The following is a 15,199-nucleotide window of genomic DNA, read 5'->3' on the forward strand; positions in this document are numbered from 1 at the left end:
AGGTGTTCCAACATGGCCAAGCCCGCACTGATGCCCGCCGTATTTTTGGGCCACGGCAGCCCGATGAACGCGTTGCAACACAACCGCTATACCGAAGCGTGGCGGGCGTTCGGGGAAGCGGTGCCCGCGCCGCGTGCAATCCTGGCGGTGTCGGCGCATTGGTATGTGGATGGGTTGGCGCTGACGGCGATGCCGCAGCCGCGCACGATCCATGATTTCGGTGGATTTCCGCAGGCCTTGTTCGATGTGCAATACCCCGCGCCGGGGTTGCCGGCGCTGGCCGAAGAAGTGGCCGATCTGGTGGCACCGGACTTTGTAGCGGCTGCCGACCATGCAAGTTGGGGGCTGGATCACGGCACCTGGTCGGTGTTGGTGCATGCCTTTCCCAAGGCCGATATCCCGGTGGTGCAACTGTCGCTGGATGCGCGCAAGCCATTGGACTGGCATCTGGCGTTGGGCGCGAAACTGGCCGCGCTGCGCGAGCGTGGCGTGTTGATCGTGGGCAGCGGCAATGTGGTGCACAACTTGCGCGCGGTCGATTGGCACAACCCCGATGGCGCGTTCGATTGGGCGCAGCGGTTCAATGCCGATGCGATGGCGTTGCTGCAAACGCGCCCGGAGGACAGCCCCACGCTGGCCAGCCATCGCGACTACCGCATGGCGGTGCCCACGCCCGACCACTTCCTGCCGCTGCTGTATATCGCAGGTCTGGCTGCGGCCGCCAACAGCAAGCCGCACGTGCTGGTGGATGGCTACACCTATGGTGCGTTGTCGATGACCGCGTATGCGGTGTAGGCAGGATTACACCTCGCGTGCAATCGCCCGCCAGCCGATGTCGTTGCGGTGGAATTCGTTGGCCCAGTGGATCGCGGCAACGCCTGCGTAAGCGGCACGTTGCGCGGCGTGCACGGTATCACCCAACGCGCACACGCAGAGCACGCGGCCACCCGCGCTGACCACGTTGCCGGCGGCATCTTGCGCGGTGCCGGCGTGGAACACTTTGGCCGATGCCGGGACGTTGCCAAGGCCGGTAATCACATCGCCGGTGATCGGGGTTTCGGGATACGGTTTGGCTGCCATCACCACCCCCAAGGCCGGTTGCGGGTTCCATTGCGCGTGTGCGCCATCCAGTTTGCCGTCGATGGCGGCGTCGAGCAGGTCCAGTAAATCCGACTCCAGCCGCAGCATCACCGGCTGCGTTTCCGGGTCACCAAAACGCACATTGAATTCGATGACTTTGGGCGCGCCGCTGGCATCAATCATCAGCCCGGCGTACAGAAATCCGGTGAATGGAATGCCATCTTCCAGCATGCCTTGCACGGTGGGGTTGACCACTTCGCGCATCACCCGCGCATGCACCTCGGGCGTCACCACCGGCGCAGGCGAGTACGCGCCCATGCCGCCGGTGTTGGGTCCGGTGTCGCCATCGAACACGCGCTTGTGGTCTTGCGATGTCGCCATCGGCAGCGCGGTGGTGCCGTCCACCATTGAGATAAAGCTGGCTTCTTCGCCATCCAGAAATTCTTCAATCACTACCCGTGCGCCGGCATCGCCAAACGCATTGCCTTCCAGCATGTCGCGCACGGCGGCTTCGGCCTCGGCCAAGGTCATCGCCACAATCACGCCTTTGCCTGCGGCCAGGCCATCGGCCTTGATGACGATGGGCGCGCCTTTGGCGCGGATGTAGTCGAGTGCGGTGTCGATGTCGGCGTGGACTTCGTAGTACGCGGTGGGGATGCCGTGACGGGCGAGGAAATCCTTGGCGTAAGCCTTGCTGCCTTCCAGCTGCGCAGCGGCAGCGGTGGGGCCGAAGATGCGCAAGGATGCAGCGCGGAAGCGATCCACCACGCCTGCCACCAGCGGCACTTCCGGGCCGACCACGGTCAGCGCCACGGCTTCGTCCTGCGCCAGCGCAAACAGGCCGTCAATATCGGTGACCTTCACCGCCACGTTGCGGCATTTGTGCTCCGTTGCGGTGCCGGCATTGCCGGGTGCCACCAAGACTTCGGTGACGCGCGGTGATTGCGCCAACTTCCATGCCAAGGCGTGTTCGCGGCCGCCGGAACCGATGACGAGAATTTTCATGCGAGAAGGCTCCTGTTGGGAAAGCCCCTCTCCTGCTGGGAGAGGGGTTGGGGTGAGGGTTCGGAGCACCCCGATGCAGGTGTTTCACCGAGCCCTCATCCGGCGCTACGCGCCACCTTCTCCCGGTGGGAGAAGGGAGAGACATCAATGCCGGAAATGCCGCACGCCGGTGAACACCATCGCGATGCCGTGTTCGTTGGCGGCTTCGATCACTTCCGCATCGCGCATCGAGCCGCCGGGCTGGATCACTGCCTGGATGCCGGCCTCAGCCGCCGCGTCGATGCCGTCGCGGAACGGGAAGAAGGCATCGGACGCCATCACCGACCCGGGCACCACCAGCCCCGCATCCACCGCCTTGATGCCGGCGATGCGCGCCGAATACACGCGGCTCATCTGCCCCGCGCCGACGCCAATGGTGCGGCTGTCTTTGGCATAGACGATGGCGTTGGATTTGACGAATTTGGCCACCTTCCATGCGAACAGCAGGTCGGTGAACTGCGCGTCGGTCGGGGCCAGCTTCGTCACCACCTTCAGTTCGTCGCGGGTCACCACGCGGGCATCGGCGGTTTGCAGCAACATGCCGGAGTTCACCCGCTTGCTGTCGATAAAGCCGGGTGACGGCGGTGCCAGCGGGATGCGCAGCACGCGCACATTGGCTTTCTTTGTCGCGTAGGCCAAGGCCTCGGCGTCGTAGTCCGGCGCGATCAGCACTTCGACGAACTGGCGATCGAGAATGGCCTTGCACGTCGCACCGTCGAGTTTGGTGTTGAAGGCGAGGATGCCGCCAAACGCGCTGGTGGGGTCGGTGGCATAGGCCGCTTCGTAGCTGTCGGCGCAACCGTTGCCCACTGCCACGCCACAGGGGTTGGCGTGCTTGACGATGACGCAGGCCGGCGCATCGAACTGACGCACACATTCCCACGCCGCATCGCTATCGGCAATGTTGTTGTAAGAAAGTTCCTTGCCCTGCAACTGGGTGAAGGTGGCCAGCGAGCCGGGCGCGGGATACAGGTCGCGATAAAACGCCGCTTGTTGGTGCGGGTTTTCGCCGTAGCGCAGATCCATCACTTTGATGAAGCTGCCATTGGCTTGCGCCGAGAATGCGCTGCGCGTGGGCACCGCCGGCGTGGCATCGGTAATCGCGGACAGATAATTGCTGATCGCCGCGTCGTATTGCGCCACGCGGTTGAATGCGGCCACCGACCACGCAAAGCGCGTCTGCGCGGACACTGCGCCGGTGTGTTCGTCCAATTCAGCCAGCAACGTCGGGTATTGCGAAGGATCGGTGACCACCGCCACGCGGGCAAAATTCTTGGCAGCGCTGCGCAGCATCGCCGGACCACCGATGTCGATGTTTTCCACCGCGTCGGCCAAGCTGCAATCGGCGCGCGCGGTCACCGCCTCAAACGGATATAAATTCAGCACCAGCAAGTCGATTTTGCCGATCCCGTGTGCGGCCATCACCGCATCATCCAACCCGGCGCGGCCCAGCAAGCCGCCATGCACCAGCGGGTGCAGGGTTTTGACGCGGCCATCCATCATTTCCGGAAAACCAGTTACCTCGCTGACGTCTTGCACCGCAAGCCCGGCATCGCGGATGGCCTTGGCGGTGCCGCCGGTGGAAAGTAGTTCAACACCATGGGCGGCCAGTGCATGGGCCAGTTCCAGCAGGCCAGTTTTATCGGAAACAGACAGCAGGGCGCGGCGCACGGTCACGGCCGGGCCGTCGAATTGGGGGGCAGTCATGGCGAGGGCAGAGCGGTGGGGAAGCGGGAATTATACCGGCCAGCCCGATGGGGTTGGCCGCTGCACAAAACCTCAGACCGATAGACCGTAGTCGCGCAGCTTTTTACGCAAGGTGGCGCGATGCAGGCCCAGCATGGCGGCGGCGCGGCTTTGATTGCCGTCGCAATGCTTCAGCACTTCAGCGAACAACGGGATCTCCAGCTCGCGCAGGGCCGTGCTGTACAAATCATCGGTGTCGCAACCATCTAAGTCACGCAGATAACGGCGCACCGAGGTGGCGACATGCTCGCGCAAGGGTGCGCGGCCGGTGTCCTGGCGGTTGTCGTGAAGATTCAATGAAAGTCCCTCGCTGCGGCGCGCATCAGTACCCGATCGCCGATGCGGCGGATGAAGAGTCTAGCGCGATGCGCAGGTGGGCGGCAGGTCGTGTGCGTATTCAGTCAAACATTGTTGATTTGCGTCAATACCGCGTGCAATGCCGGTTGCGAGGCATTCAAACCGATCATTCAAGCCGATCATTCAAACCGAAAGTCGAACGCCACCACATTGGGCGCAGGCTCGACGATATCGAAGGCGATTTGGGTGGCTTGATTGGGTGCAAGTTGCGCGGCATGCGGGGTGCGGCCCAGATAGTCTTCTGGCTGAAAGCGGCGTGTACCCAAGCTGTGGCCGTTGATGTCGGTCAGGCTGAGCACCAAGGCCGGCCACGCCTGTGGCCAACGGGCATCGTTGCGAAAGCTGGCCTGCACGCGCAGCACGCCGGGGTGGTCAGGTGGGGCGATGACGTCGCGCGAGAGCATGGTGAAGGCGGTCGGTTCTTGCCATGCGGGCAAATTGCAATGGAGGGCGGCGCAGGTTGCTTCAAGCGCGGGCCGCAAGACGGGATTGGCGGCAAGTGCGTGCCGCTGCTGCCATGTCAGTTGTGCCAGCAGGCCCAACGACAACATGCAGAGCAGTAGCCATTCGCCGCGCGACCGGTCCGCAGTCGGTGTGCTGGGTTCCAGCGCGAAACTGGGTGCGCGGCTCATGCGCGTACCGCCACTGCGTTGCGCAAGCCGTCGATGCGGATCCAATCGTCGTCGCGGGTGACCTGTAGGCGTTCAAACCACGGTGCAAACCGTAGCAGTAAGTCGTCTTCTTGCCCAGCCAAGATGCCGGACATTGCGATGTGGCCACCGCTTGCCACGCGCGCCGCCAGGGTTTCGGCGAGGGCATCCAGTGCGGTGGCCAGGATATTGGCGACCACCACCGGATAGGTGGCGAGGGGTTCATCTTGCGGCAGATATGTGGCGATGCCAACGCCATTGCGCTGGGCATTGTCAGCGGTGGCGAGGATGGCTTGCGGGTCATTGTCCACGCCCACTGCACATGCGGCCCCCAGCTTCAATGCGGCCAGTGCCAAGATGCCGCTGCCGCAGCCAAAATCGAGCACGTTGCGGCCGGTCAGCCCGCCCTGCGCGGCAAGTGCATCCAGCCAGCGCAAACACAGCGCGGTGGTGGGGTGCGTGCCAGAGCCAAATGCCAAGCCGGGATCAAGGCGAATGACTGCGGCATCGGGCGCATCCGCGCCTTCCGGCAAATCATGATTCCACGGCACGATGAAGGTGCGTGCGCCAAACCGCATCGGCTGAAACGTGTCCAGCCATGCGCGTTCCCAATCTTGATCGGCCACCGTCTCAAAGCGCGTCTGCGACCAGTCCAGTTCGGGATCAAACGACTCCAGCGCGGCCAGCAGCAGCAGTGGGTCGGTGTTGGCATCAAACAACGCGGTCAGGGTCATTTCGTCCCACAGCGGCAGCTCGCCCACGCCGGGTTCGAAAATGGCCTGCTCGTCAGCGGCGTCCAGATGCGCGTCTTGCAAGGTTACCGCCAGTGCGCCCACGTCTTCCAGCGCGCGTTCCACGCGCGGGTGACGGGCTTCGGTGCAAGGTAGGCTGAGTTGGAGATAAGGCATGCGGGGAATGACGCAGCGGGGGCGGCGTCATTCTCGCAGTTTCAAGGCGGTGCGTGCTCAGCCGCCCAAAATACCTTTCAACAAACCCTTCATGCCGGGCCTCTTTTGTGGCTGCTGTTGTTGGCCGTCATTGCCTTGATTGCCGTCTTGCATTTGCTGCATGCCGCCAAAATTCATCCCCAACATCGAAAACGCGGTGGACTTGGCGCGTAGGCGCACGCTCCATTCGGGGTTCCACGGCTGCTTGGGGTCGGCGGGTTTGGGCGGATAGGTGATCCAGTTTTCTGGGCCGTAGGCGGTCATCATCAAAATGCCGGGAATGGGCATGCCACCTTGCTGGCTTTGACTGGCAAAGATGCCTTTGGGGACGGTGCATTGGGTGGCCGCTGCCGAAAGCAGGATTTTTTGTTTCTGCCATTTTTCGATTTGGCTGCCGCTGAGATAGGCATGCAATTCACTGCCGGCACCGGGCACATCGGCGCTACTCCAGATCACCATTTCGATGGAGTTTTCGCTCTTCATGTCGGTGTGCATGCCGGTGATGAAATAGCCGCGTGCGCGATCCACTGAGGGCCAGCTCAGGTCGATGGCGTCGGTCAGTTCGCCTTGCGAGCGCAGCATGAGTTTGGGCATGAAGTCCGCCGCTTGCTGCACTTGAAATTTCATCGACGCCGGAATGCCGTCGCCGGTGATTTGATGGTCACCGGCCAAGTGCGCGCCGTTGGGTACCTGTTTGCCGTATTGGCGGTTGGGCCAATAGACATAGCCGGGTTGCAGGTCGATGTCGCGATCGGGCACATACAGGCCTTTGGACAGGCTGCCGCTGCTCTGGAAGTCGATGCCCTGCATGCCTTTCATGCCGTTGCGCGGGTCGATGGTGCGGTTGCCGCCTTTGACCTTGAAGGTGGCCACCTTGGGTTGGCCCGGGCGCACCGTGGCGCCGCACCCCCAGTATTCGGAAATTTTGACTTCGATATCGGGCACTTTGCCGGGGGTGCTTTCGCCCTTTTCAGAGTGGCTGGGTTCGACTGGAATCAAGGTCAGCGATTTGCCGAGATTCAGGCCGGATGGAATCAGGTCCTGCGCTTCCACCCCCGGTTTCAGTGTGTTGTGCAGGGCGATATCGAGGTATTGGCCGGTTAGGCCAGCATGTCGCGCGGTGGGGTAGGTGGGCTTGCTGGTATCGGCCCCACCCATGCGGCGCGCCATGAAGCCGCCTAGGCCGCCCAGCATCCCGCCCATGTCTGGCATCCCGGCCATGTTGTGGGTGGCCACGTCGATAAACAGATTGGTCGGCGGGGTTTTGCCTTGCTGGCTGGCCGCAGGGAGTGCCAACAAGGTGGCAGACAGGGCAAGGTACAGGGCGTGGCGACGACGCATGGCGGGCTCCAATCCGGGGGCTGATGCCTTGTATAAGCGCAAATCAGCCCCGTAACCGGCCACACTGGGTTACAAAATCGACAGCGCTTTTTCTTTGCGTTCGGCCAGTTTCTTTTCGAGATAGTGGATGTTCTGCCCACCTTGGCAGAAGCCGCCATCGGCCAGGATGCGCTGCTGTAGCGGGATATTGGTCTTGATGCCGTCCACCACCATCTCGCTCAGCGCCACCCGCATTCGCGCAATCGCTTGTTCGCGGGTCGCGCCATGCACGATGAGTTTGCCGATCATCGAATCGTAATTCGGCGGCACCCGGTAGCCCTCGTAGATGTGCGAATCCACCCGCACGCCGGGGCCACCGGGAGCGTGGAAGTGCTGGATCAAGCCGGGGCTGGGGAAGAAGGTGTCCGGGTCTTCGGCATTGATGCGGCATTCGATGGCATGGCCGCGCAGCACCACATCCGACTGCTGGATCGACAGCTTATGCCCAGCCGCGATCAGCAATTGTTCGCGCACCAGATCAATCCCGGTGACAAGCTCTGTCACCGGATGTTCGACCTGGATGCGGGTGTTCATTTCGATGAAATAAAAGCGCCCGTTTTCGAACAGGAATTCAAACGTGCCCGCGCCGCGATAGCCGATGCGGATGCAGGCCTCCACACAGACCTTGCCGATCTCGGCGCGCTGCGCGTCGGTGATGCCGGGAGCGGGGGCTTCTTCCACCACTTTCTGGTGGCGGCGCTGCATCGAACAATCGCGTTCGCCCAGGTGGATGGCGTTACCTTGACCATCGGCCAGCACCTGGATTTCCACATGGCGCGGGTTTTCCAGGAATTTTTCCATATAGACCATGTCGTTGCCGAACGCGGCCTTGGCCTCTTGCTTAGTGGTGGCGATGGCGTTCACCAGTGCGGCTTCGGTGTGCACCACGCGCATGCCACGACCGCCGCCGCCGCCGGCGGCTTTGACGATCACCGGATAGCCGATCTCGGCCGCAATTTTCACGTTGGTGGCGGCATCGTCGCCCAGTGGGCCGCCGCTGCCGGGCACGCAGGGCACGCCGGCGGCTTTCATCGCGCGGATGGCTTCCACCTTGTCGCCCATCAGGCGAATGGTGTCGGCCTTGGGGCCAATGAAGATGAAACCGGATTGCTCTACACGTTCGGCAAAATTGGCGTTTTCGGAGAGAAAGCCGTAGCCGGGGTGGATGGCTTGGGCGTCGGTGACCTCGGCGGCGGCAATGATCGCCGGCATATTGAGGTAGCTGTCCGCCGACGGTGCCGGGCCGATGCACACCGACTCATCGGCCATCGCCACGTGCTTGAGGTTGCGATCGGCGGTGGAATGCACGGCCACGGTGCGGATGCCCAGTGCATGACAGGCGCGCAGGATGCGCAGCGCGATTTCGCCACGGTTGGCGATGACTACTTTTTCGAGCATGGTCGTTGTCTCAGTTTCCAGTCCGTCCGGCCCGCCGGCTTGCATGCCGGTGGGCGTTCGCAGGCGAGTGCCTGCGGCGCTCGAATCCCTTGCTCACCCAATCACAAACAGCGGCTGGTCAAATTCCACCGGCTGGCCGCTGTCGCACTGGATGGCGAGCACGGTACCGGAGACATCGGCCTCGATCGGGTTGAACATTTTCATCGCTTCGATAATGCCCAGCGTGTCGCCGGCCTTGACCGCCTGCCCCACGCTGACGAACGCCGGCTTGTCGGGGGCGGGGCTGGTGTAGAACGTACCGACCATCGGCGCACGCACCACGTGGCCGGCCGGCAAGTCCGGGCTAGCTGGTTTGGGGCTGCCGCCAGTGGCGGCTTGTACCGGCGAGCTCATCGGCATGGCTGGCGCAGCGGGCGCAGCGACATGCTGGATGATGGGGGCCGGCGCGGCCATCAGGCTGCCCTTGGGCACACGCGCCAAGCGCACGGATTCTTCGCCTTCTTTGATTTCGATTTCGGCGAGGTTCGACTCTTCCAACAGGTCGATGAGTTTTTTGATCTTGCGAAGGTCCATGGAACTGGGTCCTTGTGGAGTTAAACGGGTAGCCGCTGGAGCGCAGCATCCAGCGCATAGCGGTAGGAGTCGGCCCCGAAGCCGCAAATCACGCCCACGGCTTTATCGCTGAAATAGCTGTGCTGGCGGAAGGGTTCGCGGCGGTGCGGGTTGGACAGGTGAATTTCGATAAAGGGAATGGCCACAGCGGCCAGCGCATCGCGCAGCGCCACCGATGTGTGGGTAAACGCAGCCGGGTTGATCAAGATGAAGGCGGTGCCGTCCAGCCGGGCGGCCTGCACGCGATCCACCAAGGTGTGCTCGGCATTGGACTGCAGGGCGTCCAGCACGTGGCCGGCCGCCGCAGCACGGGCGATGAGGTCGGTGTTGATATCGGCCAGCGTGGTGCGCCCATAGACCTCCGGCTCGCGGGTGCCGAGCAGGTTGAGGTTGGGGCCGTGCAGGAGCAGCAGCTTGGCCATGACAATCCTTCAAAAAACGGCGTGCAGTGTCGCGCAGATGAGCAATGCTGTCCAGTTCGGCGAACTTTTGCCAGATAACGCAATTTTAAGCGGATGTTGGAGTGATGGCTCTAAAAGCGCGCCCAGTCAGCAATGGCGGCCAGATTTGCAAACGGCCCAATCCGGGTGTTGAGGATGTGGCCATCGGCAGAAATCAGTAGCGAATACGGCAGTACGCCCGCCGGGTTGCCCAGCCGCACGCCGGCATCGGCAGGGCCGGGGGTATCGACCAAGTTGGGATAGGTGATTTGCAACTGCGCCAACAGACTGCGTGCGTCGTTGGGGTCATCCAGCGCAATACCCACCACGTGCACGCCGTTGCTGCCTTGTTGTGCGGCATAGGCTTGCAGATCGGGCATTTCTTGCAGGCAAGGACGGCACCAACTGGCCCAGAGATTGACCAAGGTGGGCTTGCCGGCCCAAGCACGGGGGATGTCGAGGGTGTGGCCATCCAGCGTGTGCAAGGTCATTGCCGGCACGATGCCGCCACGCTCGGCGATGTTCAGCCCGGCAGGTGGCGCTGGCGCCTTGGCGGCCAGCAGATGGCCCAGTGCGCGCTGGCCAAGTTCGGTGCCGGCCAGTTTGGTGGTAATGGTGGGTTCAAAAGACAGGCTGGCCACACCACCGGCGATGGCGGCCAGCAGGGCGGCAGCAATCACGGCTTTGTGTGAAGGCATCAGCGTGCCGCCTCGCGCAGGGCGGTTTCGGCGATGGCGGGGGTCAGTAAGGTGGGTAGCACGCGGCCTTCGCCACCATTGCGCGGGTACACCACATACAAGGGCACGCCGACCGCGCGGTAGCGTTGCAGATAGGCACTCATGGCCGGGTCAACATCGGTGTAGTCGCCCACCATATACACCGCATGGGTGTCGGCCAGCGTTTGTTGAAAACGTGGTTGCGAGAACACCGCCTTTTCATTGACCTTGCAGGTGATACACCAGTCGGCGGTCATATCCACAAACACCACGCGGTGCTGCGCACGCAGCAGGGCCAAGGTGGCCTCGGACCATGGCATTGGCGCATTGGCGGTGGTGGCCGTGTGGCTGGCCTGTGGCTTAGGCAGGCGGTGCAGGGTGTGCAATGGCCAGCTCAGGGTCAGCGCGGCAAGGGCTGCCACCAGCCACCAGCCGCGGTGCGCCGTGGTGCGTGCCTTTGTCCACGCCCACAGTGCAAACGCAAGGGTGATGGCGGCAGTCAGCCACAGCCCAGTGGCATCGGCACCGCGCAACTGGGTCAGCACCCAGACGAGCCATGCCGCGGTGGCGTACAGCGGAAACGCCAGCATTTGCTTGAAGGTGTCCATCCACGCACCCGGCTTGGGTAACAGGCGCGCCAGCGCCGGCATAAAGCCGATGGCAAGGAACGGTAAGGCCAGCCCCAGCCCCAACATCACAAACACCAAGAGGCCGCCCAGCAGCGGACCAGCGAAGGCGTAGGCCAAGGCCGGGCCCATGAACGGCGCGGTGCAGGGCGTGGCCAGCACCACCGCTAACACGCCGGTGAAAAAGTCGGCGCGCAGACCGCTGCCCTGTACTAGTGTGCTGCTGCGGCTGCCTAGTGCGATCGTGGCCTGCCACATCCCCGACAGCGATAACCCCAGCGCCAGCATCACCAACGCCAGCACGGCCAAGACGAGGGGTTGCTGCAACTGAAAGCCCCAGCCCAGCGCCAGCCCGGCCTGTCGTAGTGCCAGTACCAAGCCACCCAGCGCCAGCATCGACAGTAAAACGCCGGCGGTGTAGGCCAGCACATGCTGGCGTGGTTGGTGTGGGCTTTCGCTGCCTTGCAGCAAAGACAACGCCTTCAGCGACAGCACCGGCAGCACGCAGGGCATCAGATTGAGGATCAAGCCGCCGAGCAAGGCCAGCAGCAGCGCGGCGAGCAGGCTGAGGGTTTGTTGCGTTGGCGGCGTTTCGCGTACGAATTGCGGCGTCTTGCGGGTCGCGGCATCGCGATCTTCGCCGAAGCCTGCACGTGTCGTTGCGGGTATCGACGCCGTGGCATCCGCTGCGTGCGCCGGCAAGGGCGGGGCTGGAATGGGGCTGGTGTTGCCTTGTGGCTGCGCGGTGGCAGGTGCCGGTGTCACCGTGCCCGCCGGCAGCGCCACATCCAGCATGCGGGTCATCGGCGGGTAGCAAATACCATCGATTTGGCAGCCTTGCAGGCCCACGTGCAGCGTGCCTGTGGCGGCCTGCGGCTGCGTGCGCAGCACCGGGAGCTTGATTTCGACCTGATCGAAATACACCGCCACCTTGCCGAAGTGTTCGTCTTTATACGGACTGGCGGCGGGTAGCGCGGCCGCAGACGGCAGCGCAGTGGACAGCCCGTTGCCGGCCTGCAAGCGCACCGACAGCTTGTCGCGATACAGGTAATAGCCCTTGGCCGGGGTCAGCCGTAACAACAGGTGATTGCCATCCAACGCAATCACTTCGCTGGTGAACGCCTGTTCCGGCGGCAGCGGCGCGGCGTCCACTGCGCCGGCAGGATCGCCCAGCCCGAACAAGCCGCCGGACTTCTTGGCAAAACCCAAACCGGGTGCAGCGTCATCGGCAGCCGGCAAGGCCACCGTCAGCGTGCGCGTTTGCGGCGGGTAGCACACCCCGGCATCGGCACAGCCTTGATATTTCACGGTCAGTTTGACGGCATTGGCGCTGGCATCGGCACGGCCACTGACAACCCCGATCAGCTGCTTGCGATAGGTCTGCACATCGCCAAAAAATTCGTCGTGGTGTTTGGCGCCCTCCGGCAGCGCCAATGTGGCATCACCAAACCCGTCGGCCTTGACCGAGGTGCGGTGCCGGTACAGGTAATAGCCTGCGGCAATTTGCCAGCGTACCTCGATGCGGTCGCGTGCGCTGGCCTTGGCCGACAGCACGAACACCTGATCCACCGGCGGCAGATCAACATCGGCGGTGGCAGCGGCCGGCAGGGCCGCCGCCAGGGCCAGTGCGGCCAGCCAGCGGCACGGGCGAAAAGACAGTCGGGTCATCGGATCATTCTACTGGACGGGTCATGTCGGCCACCCAGCGTAGATACGCAGGCAGGCCGTCATTGGATTCGACCGCGACCAGCTCCGGCAGTTCATGCGGATGCAATTGCGGCAGCCTTGCCTGCAGGGCCGGGTAGCGCGCCCGCGTGGTCTTGATCAGCAGCAGCACTTCCCCTGCGTGTTCCACCGCGCCCTGCCAGCGATATACCGAGTGCAGGCCGGGAACGATGTTGACGCAGGCGGCCAGGCGTTCCTCGACCAGCGCCGTGGCGATGCGCTCGGCGCAGGTTGCGTCCGGGCAGGTGGCAAGGCAGAGCAGGATCGCCCCGGCCATGGTCAGCGCTTGCGCTTGCCGCTGGCTTTGGCGGGTGCCGCCACCTCCGGCGTCTGGATGTTGAAGACCACGGCATCGGCCTTGGTGCGGATCTTGAACCAGTCCGCGATCCGTTGCTGTTCGGCCGCAGACAGGTCGGAACGGATGGTGGCATTGAGATACACCACCTGTTGGCGGCTGCCGTCTTCGGCAATCGTCACCCCGTCGCCCACCGTGATCTGGTCCAGGCTCGGGTACAGCTGGCGCAGCTCGCTGGAAATGTCGCCGGTCTGGTTCAGCAGTGCGTTGCGCTTCGCCAGCTCCGCCCTGAGCTTCTGCAGCTGCGATTCGCGCTGCTTGACGGTGTCCTGGCTTTCTCTCAAGAGATCAGACAGCAGCGTTGATTTGAGCGCGGTCACGTCAATCTGGTGGTCGCCGCTCTGGTGCAGGAAGATCTGGGTGCCGGCCAGGTTGGCGATGGCCAGATGGGCCTTGATGGTTTCTTGCATGTCCGTGCTGAGCGGCTCGCCGATCAGGGAAATGTCGATGGTGCGTTTGGCCGGGTCGATCTTGGCATCCACGACCTGGCTGTTGCGGAACACGAACTCGCGATTCACGAACTCGCGCGCCGTGGCCCGGTACACCTCCTGGCGCACCAGGTTGATGGCCAGGTAAATGCTGGGCAATGCGGTGGCCAAGGCCAGCGTCCACAGCGCGATCTTGACCCGCCTGGCGATGGCCGGGCTGGCGAAACCGTGCCGTTTGAGCCGTAGCGCGCGGATGCCCAGGATCGTGGCCAGCGTAATGAACACGCAGTTGATCGTGTACAGGTACAGCGCGCCGCCAAAAAAGCTCCATTGCCCGGTGGCAAGCCCGTAGCCTGCCGTGCACACCGGCGGCATCAGCGCGGTGGCGATGGCCACGCCGGGGATGACGTTGGACTTCTCCTTGCGGGTCATGCCGATGATGCCGGCAAGCCCGCCAAACAGGGCGATCAGCACGTCCCACAAGGTGGGGCTGGTGCGCGCCAGCAGCTCCGACTGCGCCTGGTGCAGCGGGGTCAGCGAGAAATACGTCCACGACACGACCAGGCTGATCAGCGTGGCGATCAGCAGGTTGGTCAGCGAGCGCTTGACCAGCGCGAAGTCGTACACCGCAACGCCGAAACCGGCGCCCATGATCGGTGCCATCAGTGGCGAGATCAGCATCGCGCCGATGATGACGGCGGTGGAATTGACGTTCAGGCCCACCGACGCCACCAGGATGGCGAACACCAGGATCCACGGCGTCGCCCCGCGCAGTTCGACCGCGTCGCGGATGCGCGCCTCGATTTCCTCGTCGTCGGCCTTGTCGTCGCGCAGGTTGAAGCGTTCGCCGGCAACCTGGCGAAGGCGTTTTCCAAGGGCGGCCTGGGGCTGCGATGTATCGGTCGTCGCCACGTCAGGGGTTCCGCGTCGGGGTTGGTGAGCCGCGCAGCCGCCACGCGCACGGCCATCACGGCGCTGGCGGTGGTGTGGCACGGGGTTGAAGGGGTGGAGTCGCGTCGATTGTGGCATAGGCTGCCGGCGACGTGTTGGGTCACGCGCCAGTCAGCGGCCGGCACGCAGGGCGCCCGCGGGCAGCTTGCCCGATTTCCTCATCGCGGCCCTTGAAAGCCCGCACGGGCGCCCCATCTTAGCTGCATCCGGTTGCGGCGCACGCGCGTTCCGCAGTTTGGCATGCGCGCCGTGCGACTGCTAAAATCGCCGGGTTTTTTCCCAATAATCAACCATTTACCGAGGTTGTCATGTCCAATATCAAGCCGCTTCACGACCGTGTGGTCATCAAGCGTATGGAAGAAGAGAAGTTGTCTGCCGGTGGCATCGTGATTCCGGATTCGGCCACCGAAAAGCCGATCAAGGGCCAAGTCATCGCGGTCGGCACCGGCAAGGTGCTGGACAACGGCCAAGTGCGCGCACCGCAGGTCAAGGTGGGCGACACGGTGCTGTTTGGCAAGTACAGCGGCACCGAAGTGAAGCTGGACGGCGTTGAGCTGCTGGTGGTGAAGGAAGACGACCTGTTCGCGATCCTCGGCTGATTGCGCAGCGCTTCCCACCCTTACATCCACTGAATACTGATTGAGGTAACACTCCAATGGCTGCAAAAGACATTCGTTTCGGCGAAGACGCGCGCTCCAAGATGGTGCGCGGCGTGAACGTGCTCGCCAATGCCGTCAAGGCCAC

The 15,199-nt window shown here is 63.5% G+C and carries 14 protein-coding genes and 1 pseudogene; 2 read left to right on the top strand and 13 right to left on the bottom strand.

Features of this window, described 5'->3' with window-relative positions:
* The first annotated feature begins 12 nt into the window (after positions 1-12).
* The gene (ygiD, locus tag PK789_RS09470) at positions 13-795 is read left to right on the top strand and encodes a 4,5-DOPA-extradiol-dioxygenase (RefSeq protein ID WP_324308513.1); all 783 of its coding nucleotides are present in this window, start codon (positions 13-15) and stop codon (positions 793-795) included.
* A 6-nt stretch (positions 796-801) separates the two neighbouring features.
* Here ygiD and purD read toward each other — a convergent pair whose 3' ends face one another.
* The 13 genes and pseudogenes from purD to PK789_RS09535 all read right to left on the bottom strand — a co-directional run bounded on the left by purD (position 802) and on the right by PK789_RS09535 (position 14,416).
* A complete protein-coding gene (gene purD, locus PK789_RS09475) occupies positions 802-2,085 on the bottom strand; it encodes a phosphoribosylamine--glycine ligase (RefSeq protein ID WP_324308514.1) in 1,284 nt (427 codons plus the stop codon).
* Between the two features lie 144 nt (positions 2,086-2,229).
* Positions 2,230-3,831, bottom strand: a complete 1,602-nt coding sequence (gene purH / locus PK789_RS09480; protein WP_324308515.1) for a bifunctional phosphoribosylaminoimidazolecarboxamide formyltransferase/IMP cyclohydrolase — start codon at positions 3,829-3,831, stop codon at positions 2,230-2,232.
* 72 nt (positions 3,832-3,903) lie between these two features.
* A pseudogene (gene fis, locus PK789_RS09485) lies at positions 3,904-4,170 on the bottom strand (DNA-binding transcriptional regulator Fis); the annotation flags it as partial.
* A 176-nt stretch (positions 4,171-4,346) separates the two neighbouring features.
* The gene (locus PK789_RS09490) at positions 4,347-4,859 is read right to left on the bottom strand and encodes a DUF3426 domain-containing protein (protein ID WP_324308516.1); all 513 of its coding nucleotides are present in this window, start codon (positions 4,857-4,859) and stop codon (positions 4,347-4,349) included.
* Positions 4,856-5,785, bottom strand: a complete 930-nt coding sequence (gene prmA, locus PK789_RS09495; RefSeq protein ID WP_324308517.1) for a 50S ribosomal protein L11 methyltransferase — start codon at positions 5,783-5,785, stop codon at positions 4,856-4,858. The genes PK789_RS09490 and prmA overlap by 4 nt, the downstream gene beginning before the upstream one ends.
* Before the next feature lie 57 nt (positions 5,786-5,842).
* Positions 5,843-7,165: a hypothetical protein gene (locus tag PK789_RS09500; protein ID WP_324308518.1), complete on the bottom strand. Its 1,323-nt coding sequence runs from the start codon at positions 7,163-7,165 to the stop codon at positions 5,843-5,845.
* A gap of 69 nt (positions 7,166-7,234) precedes the next feature.
* Positions 7,235-8,602 (bottom strand): acetyl-CoA carboxylase biotin carboxylase subunit, encoded by a 1,368-nt coding sequence (gene accC / locus PK789_RS09505; protein WP_324308519.1) that lies wholly within the window; start codon positions 8,600-8,602, stop codon positions 7,235-7,237.
* Between the two features lie 93 nt (positions 8,603-8,695).
* Entirely contained in the window at positions 8,696-9,175 is a 480-nt protein-coding gene (gene accB / locus PK789_RS09510) for an acetyl-CoA carboxylase biotin carboxyl carrier protein (protein WP_324308520.1), read from the bottom strand.
* Positions 9,176-9,195: 20 nt separating this feature from the next.
* The gene (gene aroQ, locus PK789_RS09515; protein ID WP_324308521.1) at positions 9,196-9,636 is read right to left on the bottom strand and encodes a type II 3-dehydroquinate dehydratase; all 441 of its coding nucleotides are present in this window, start codon (positions 9,634-9,636) and stop codon (positions 9,196-9,198) included.
* A gap of 110 nt (positions 9,637-9,746) precedes the next feature.
* Positions 9,747-10,352 carry a TlpA family protein disulfide reductase gene (locus PK789_RS09520; protein ID WP_324308522.1) on the bottom strand — a complete coding sequence of 202 codons (606 nt, stop codon included), beginning with the start codon at positions 10,350-10,352 and terminating at the stop codon, positions 9,747-9,749.
* A complete protein-coding gene (locus tag PK789_RS09525; RefSeq protein ID WP_324308523.1) occupies positions 10,352-12,664 on the bottom strand; it encodes a protein-disulfide reductase DsbD family protein in 2,313 nt (770 codons plus the stop codon). Before PK789_RS09525 ends, PK789_RS09520 begins: the two co-directional genes overlap by 1 nt.
* A 4-nt stretch (positions 12,665-12,668) precedes the next feature.
* On the bottom strand, positions 12,669-12,998 hold the full coding sequence (cutA, locus tag PK789_RS09530; protein WP_324308524.1) for a divalent-cation tolerance protein CutA: 330 nt from the start codon (positions 12,996-12,998) through the stop codon (positions 12,669-12,671).
* A 2-nt stretch (positions 12,999-13,000) separates the two neighbouring features.
* A complete protein-coding gene (locus PK789_RS09535) occupies positions 13,001-14,416 on the bottom strand; it encodes a TIGR00341 family protein (protein ID WP_223625490.1) in 1,416 nt (471 codons plus the stop codon).
* Between the two features lie 347 nt (positions 14,417-14,763).
* On the opposite strand from PK789_RS09535, the gene groES reads away from it, so the two are divergent.
* The gene (groES, locus tag PK789_RS09540) at positions 14,764-15,054 is read left to right on the top strand and encodes a co-chaperone GroES (RefSeq protein ID WP_324308525.1); all 291 of its coding nucleotides are present in this window, start codon (positions 14,764-14,766) and stop codon (positions 15,052-15,054) included.
* Positions 15,055-15,199 lie beyond the last annotated feature (145 nt).

It is taken from the genome of Thermomonas sp., assembly GCF_035369645.1.
GTDB lineage: Bacteria > Pseudomonadota > Gammaproteobacteria > Xanthomonadales > Xanthomonadaceae > Thermomonas.

Coding starts and splice junctions, on each gene's coding strand:
- accC (WP_324308519.1), bottom strand. CDS start 8,602: ATGCTCGAAAAAGTAGTCATCGCCAACCGTGGCGAAATCGCGCTGCGC.
- cutA (WP_324308524.1), bottom strand. CDS start 12,998: ATGGCCGGGGCGATCCTGCTCTGCCTTGCCACCTGCCCGGACGCAACC.
- aroQ (WP_324308521.1), bottom strand. CDS start 9,636: ATGGCCAAGCTGCTGCTCCTGCACGGCCCCAACCTCAACCTGCTCGGC.
- purD (WP_324308514.1), bottom strand. CDS start 2,085: ATGAAAATTCTCGTCATCGGTTCCGGCGGCCGCGAACACGCCTTGGCA.
- PK789_RS09490 (WP_324308516.1), bottom strand. CDS start 4,859: ATGAGCCGCGCACCCAGTTTCGCGCTGGAACCCAGCACACCGACTGCG.
- groES (WP_324308525.1), top strand. CDS start 14,764: ATGTCCAATATCAAGCCGCTTCACGACCGTGTGGTCATCAAGCGTATG.
- purH (WP_324308515.1), bottom strand. CDS start 3,831: ATGACTGCCCCCCAATTCGACGGCCCGGCCGTGACCGTGCGCCGCGCC.
- ygiD (WP_324308513.1), top strand. CDS start 13: ATGGCCAAGCCCGCACTGATGCCCGCCGTATTTTTGGGCCACGGCAGC.
- prmA (WP_324308517.1), bottom strand. CDS start 5,785: ATGCCTTATCTCCAACTCAGCCTACCTTGCACCGAAGCCCGTCACCCG.
- PK789_RS09525 (WP_324308523.1), bottom strand. CDS start 12,664: ATGACCCGACTGTCTTTTCGCCCGTGCCGCTGGCTGGCCGCACTGGCC.
- PK789_RS09500 (WP_324308518.1), bottom strand. CDS start 7,165: ATGCGTCGTCGCCACGCCCTGTACCTTGCCCTGTCTGCCACCTTGTTG.
- PK789_RS09520 (WP_324308522.1), bottom strand. CDS start 10,352: ATGCCTTCACACAAAGCCGTGATTGCTGCCGCCCTGCTGGCCGCCATC.
- accB (WP_324308520.1), bottom strand. CDS start 9,175: ATGGACCTTCGCAAGATCAAAAAACTCATCGACCTGTTGGAAGAGTCG.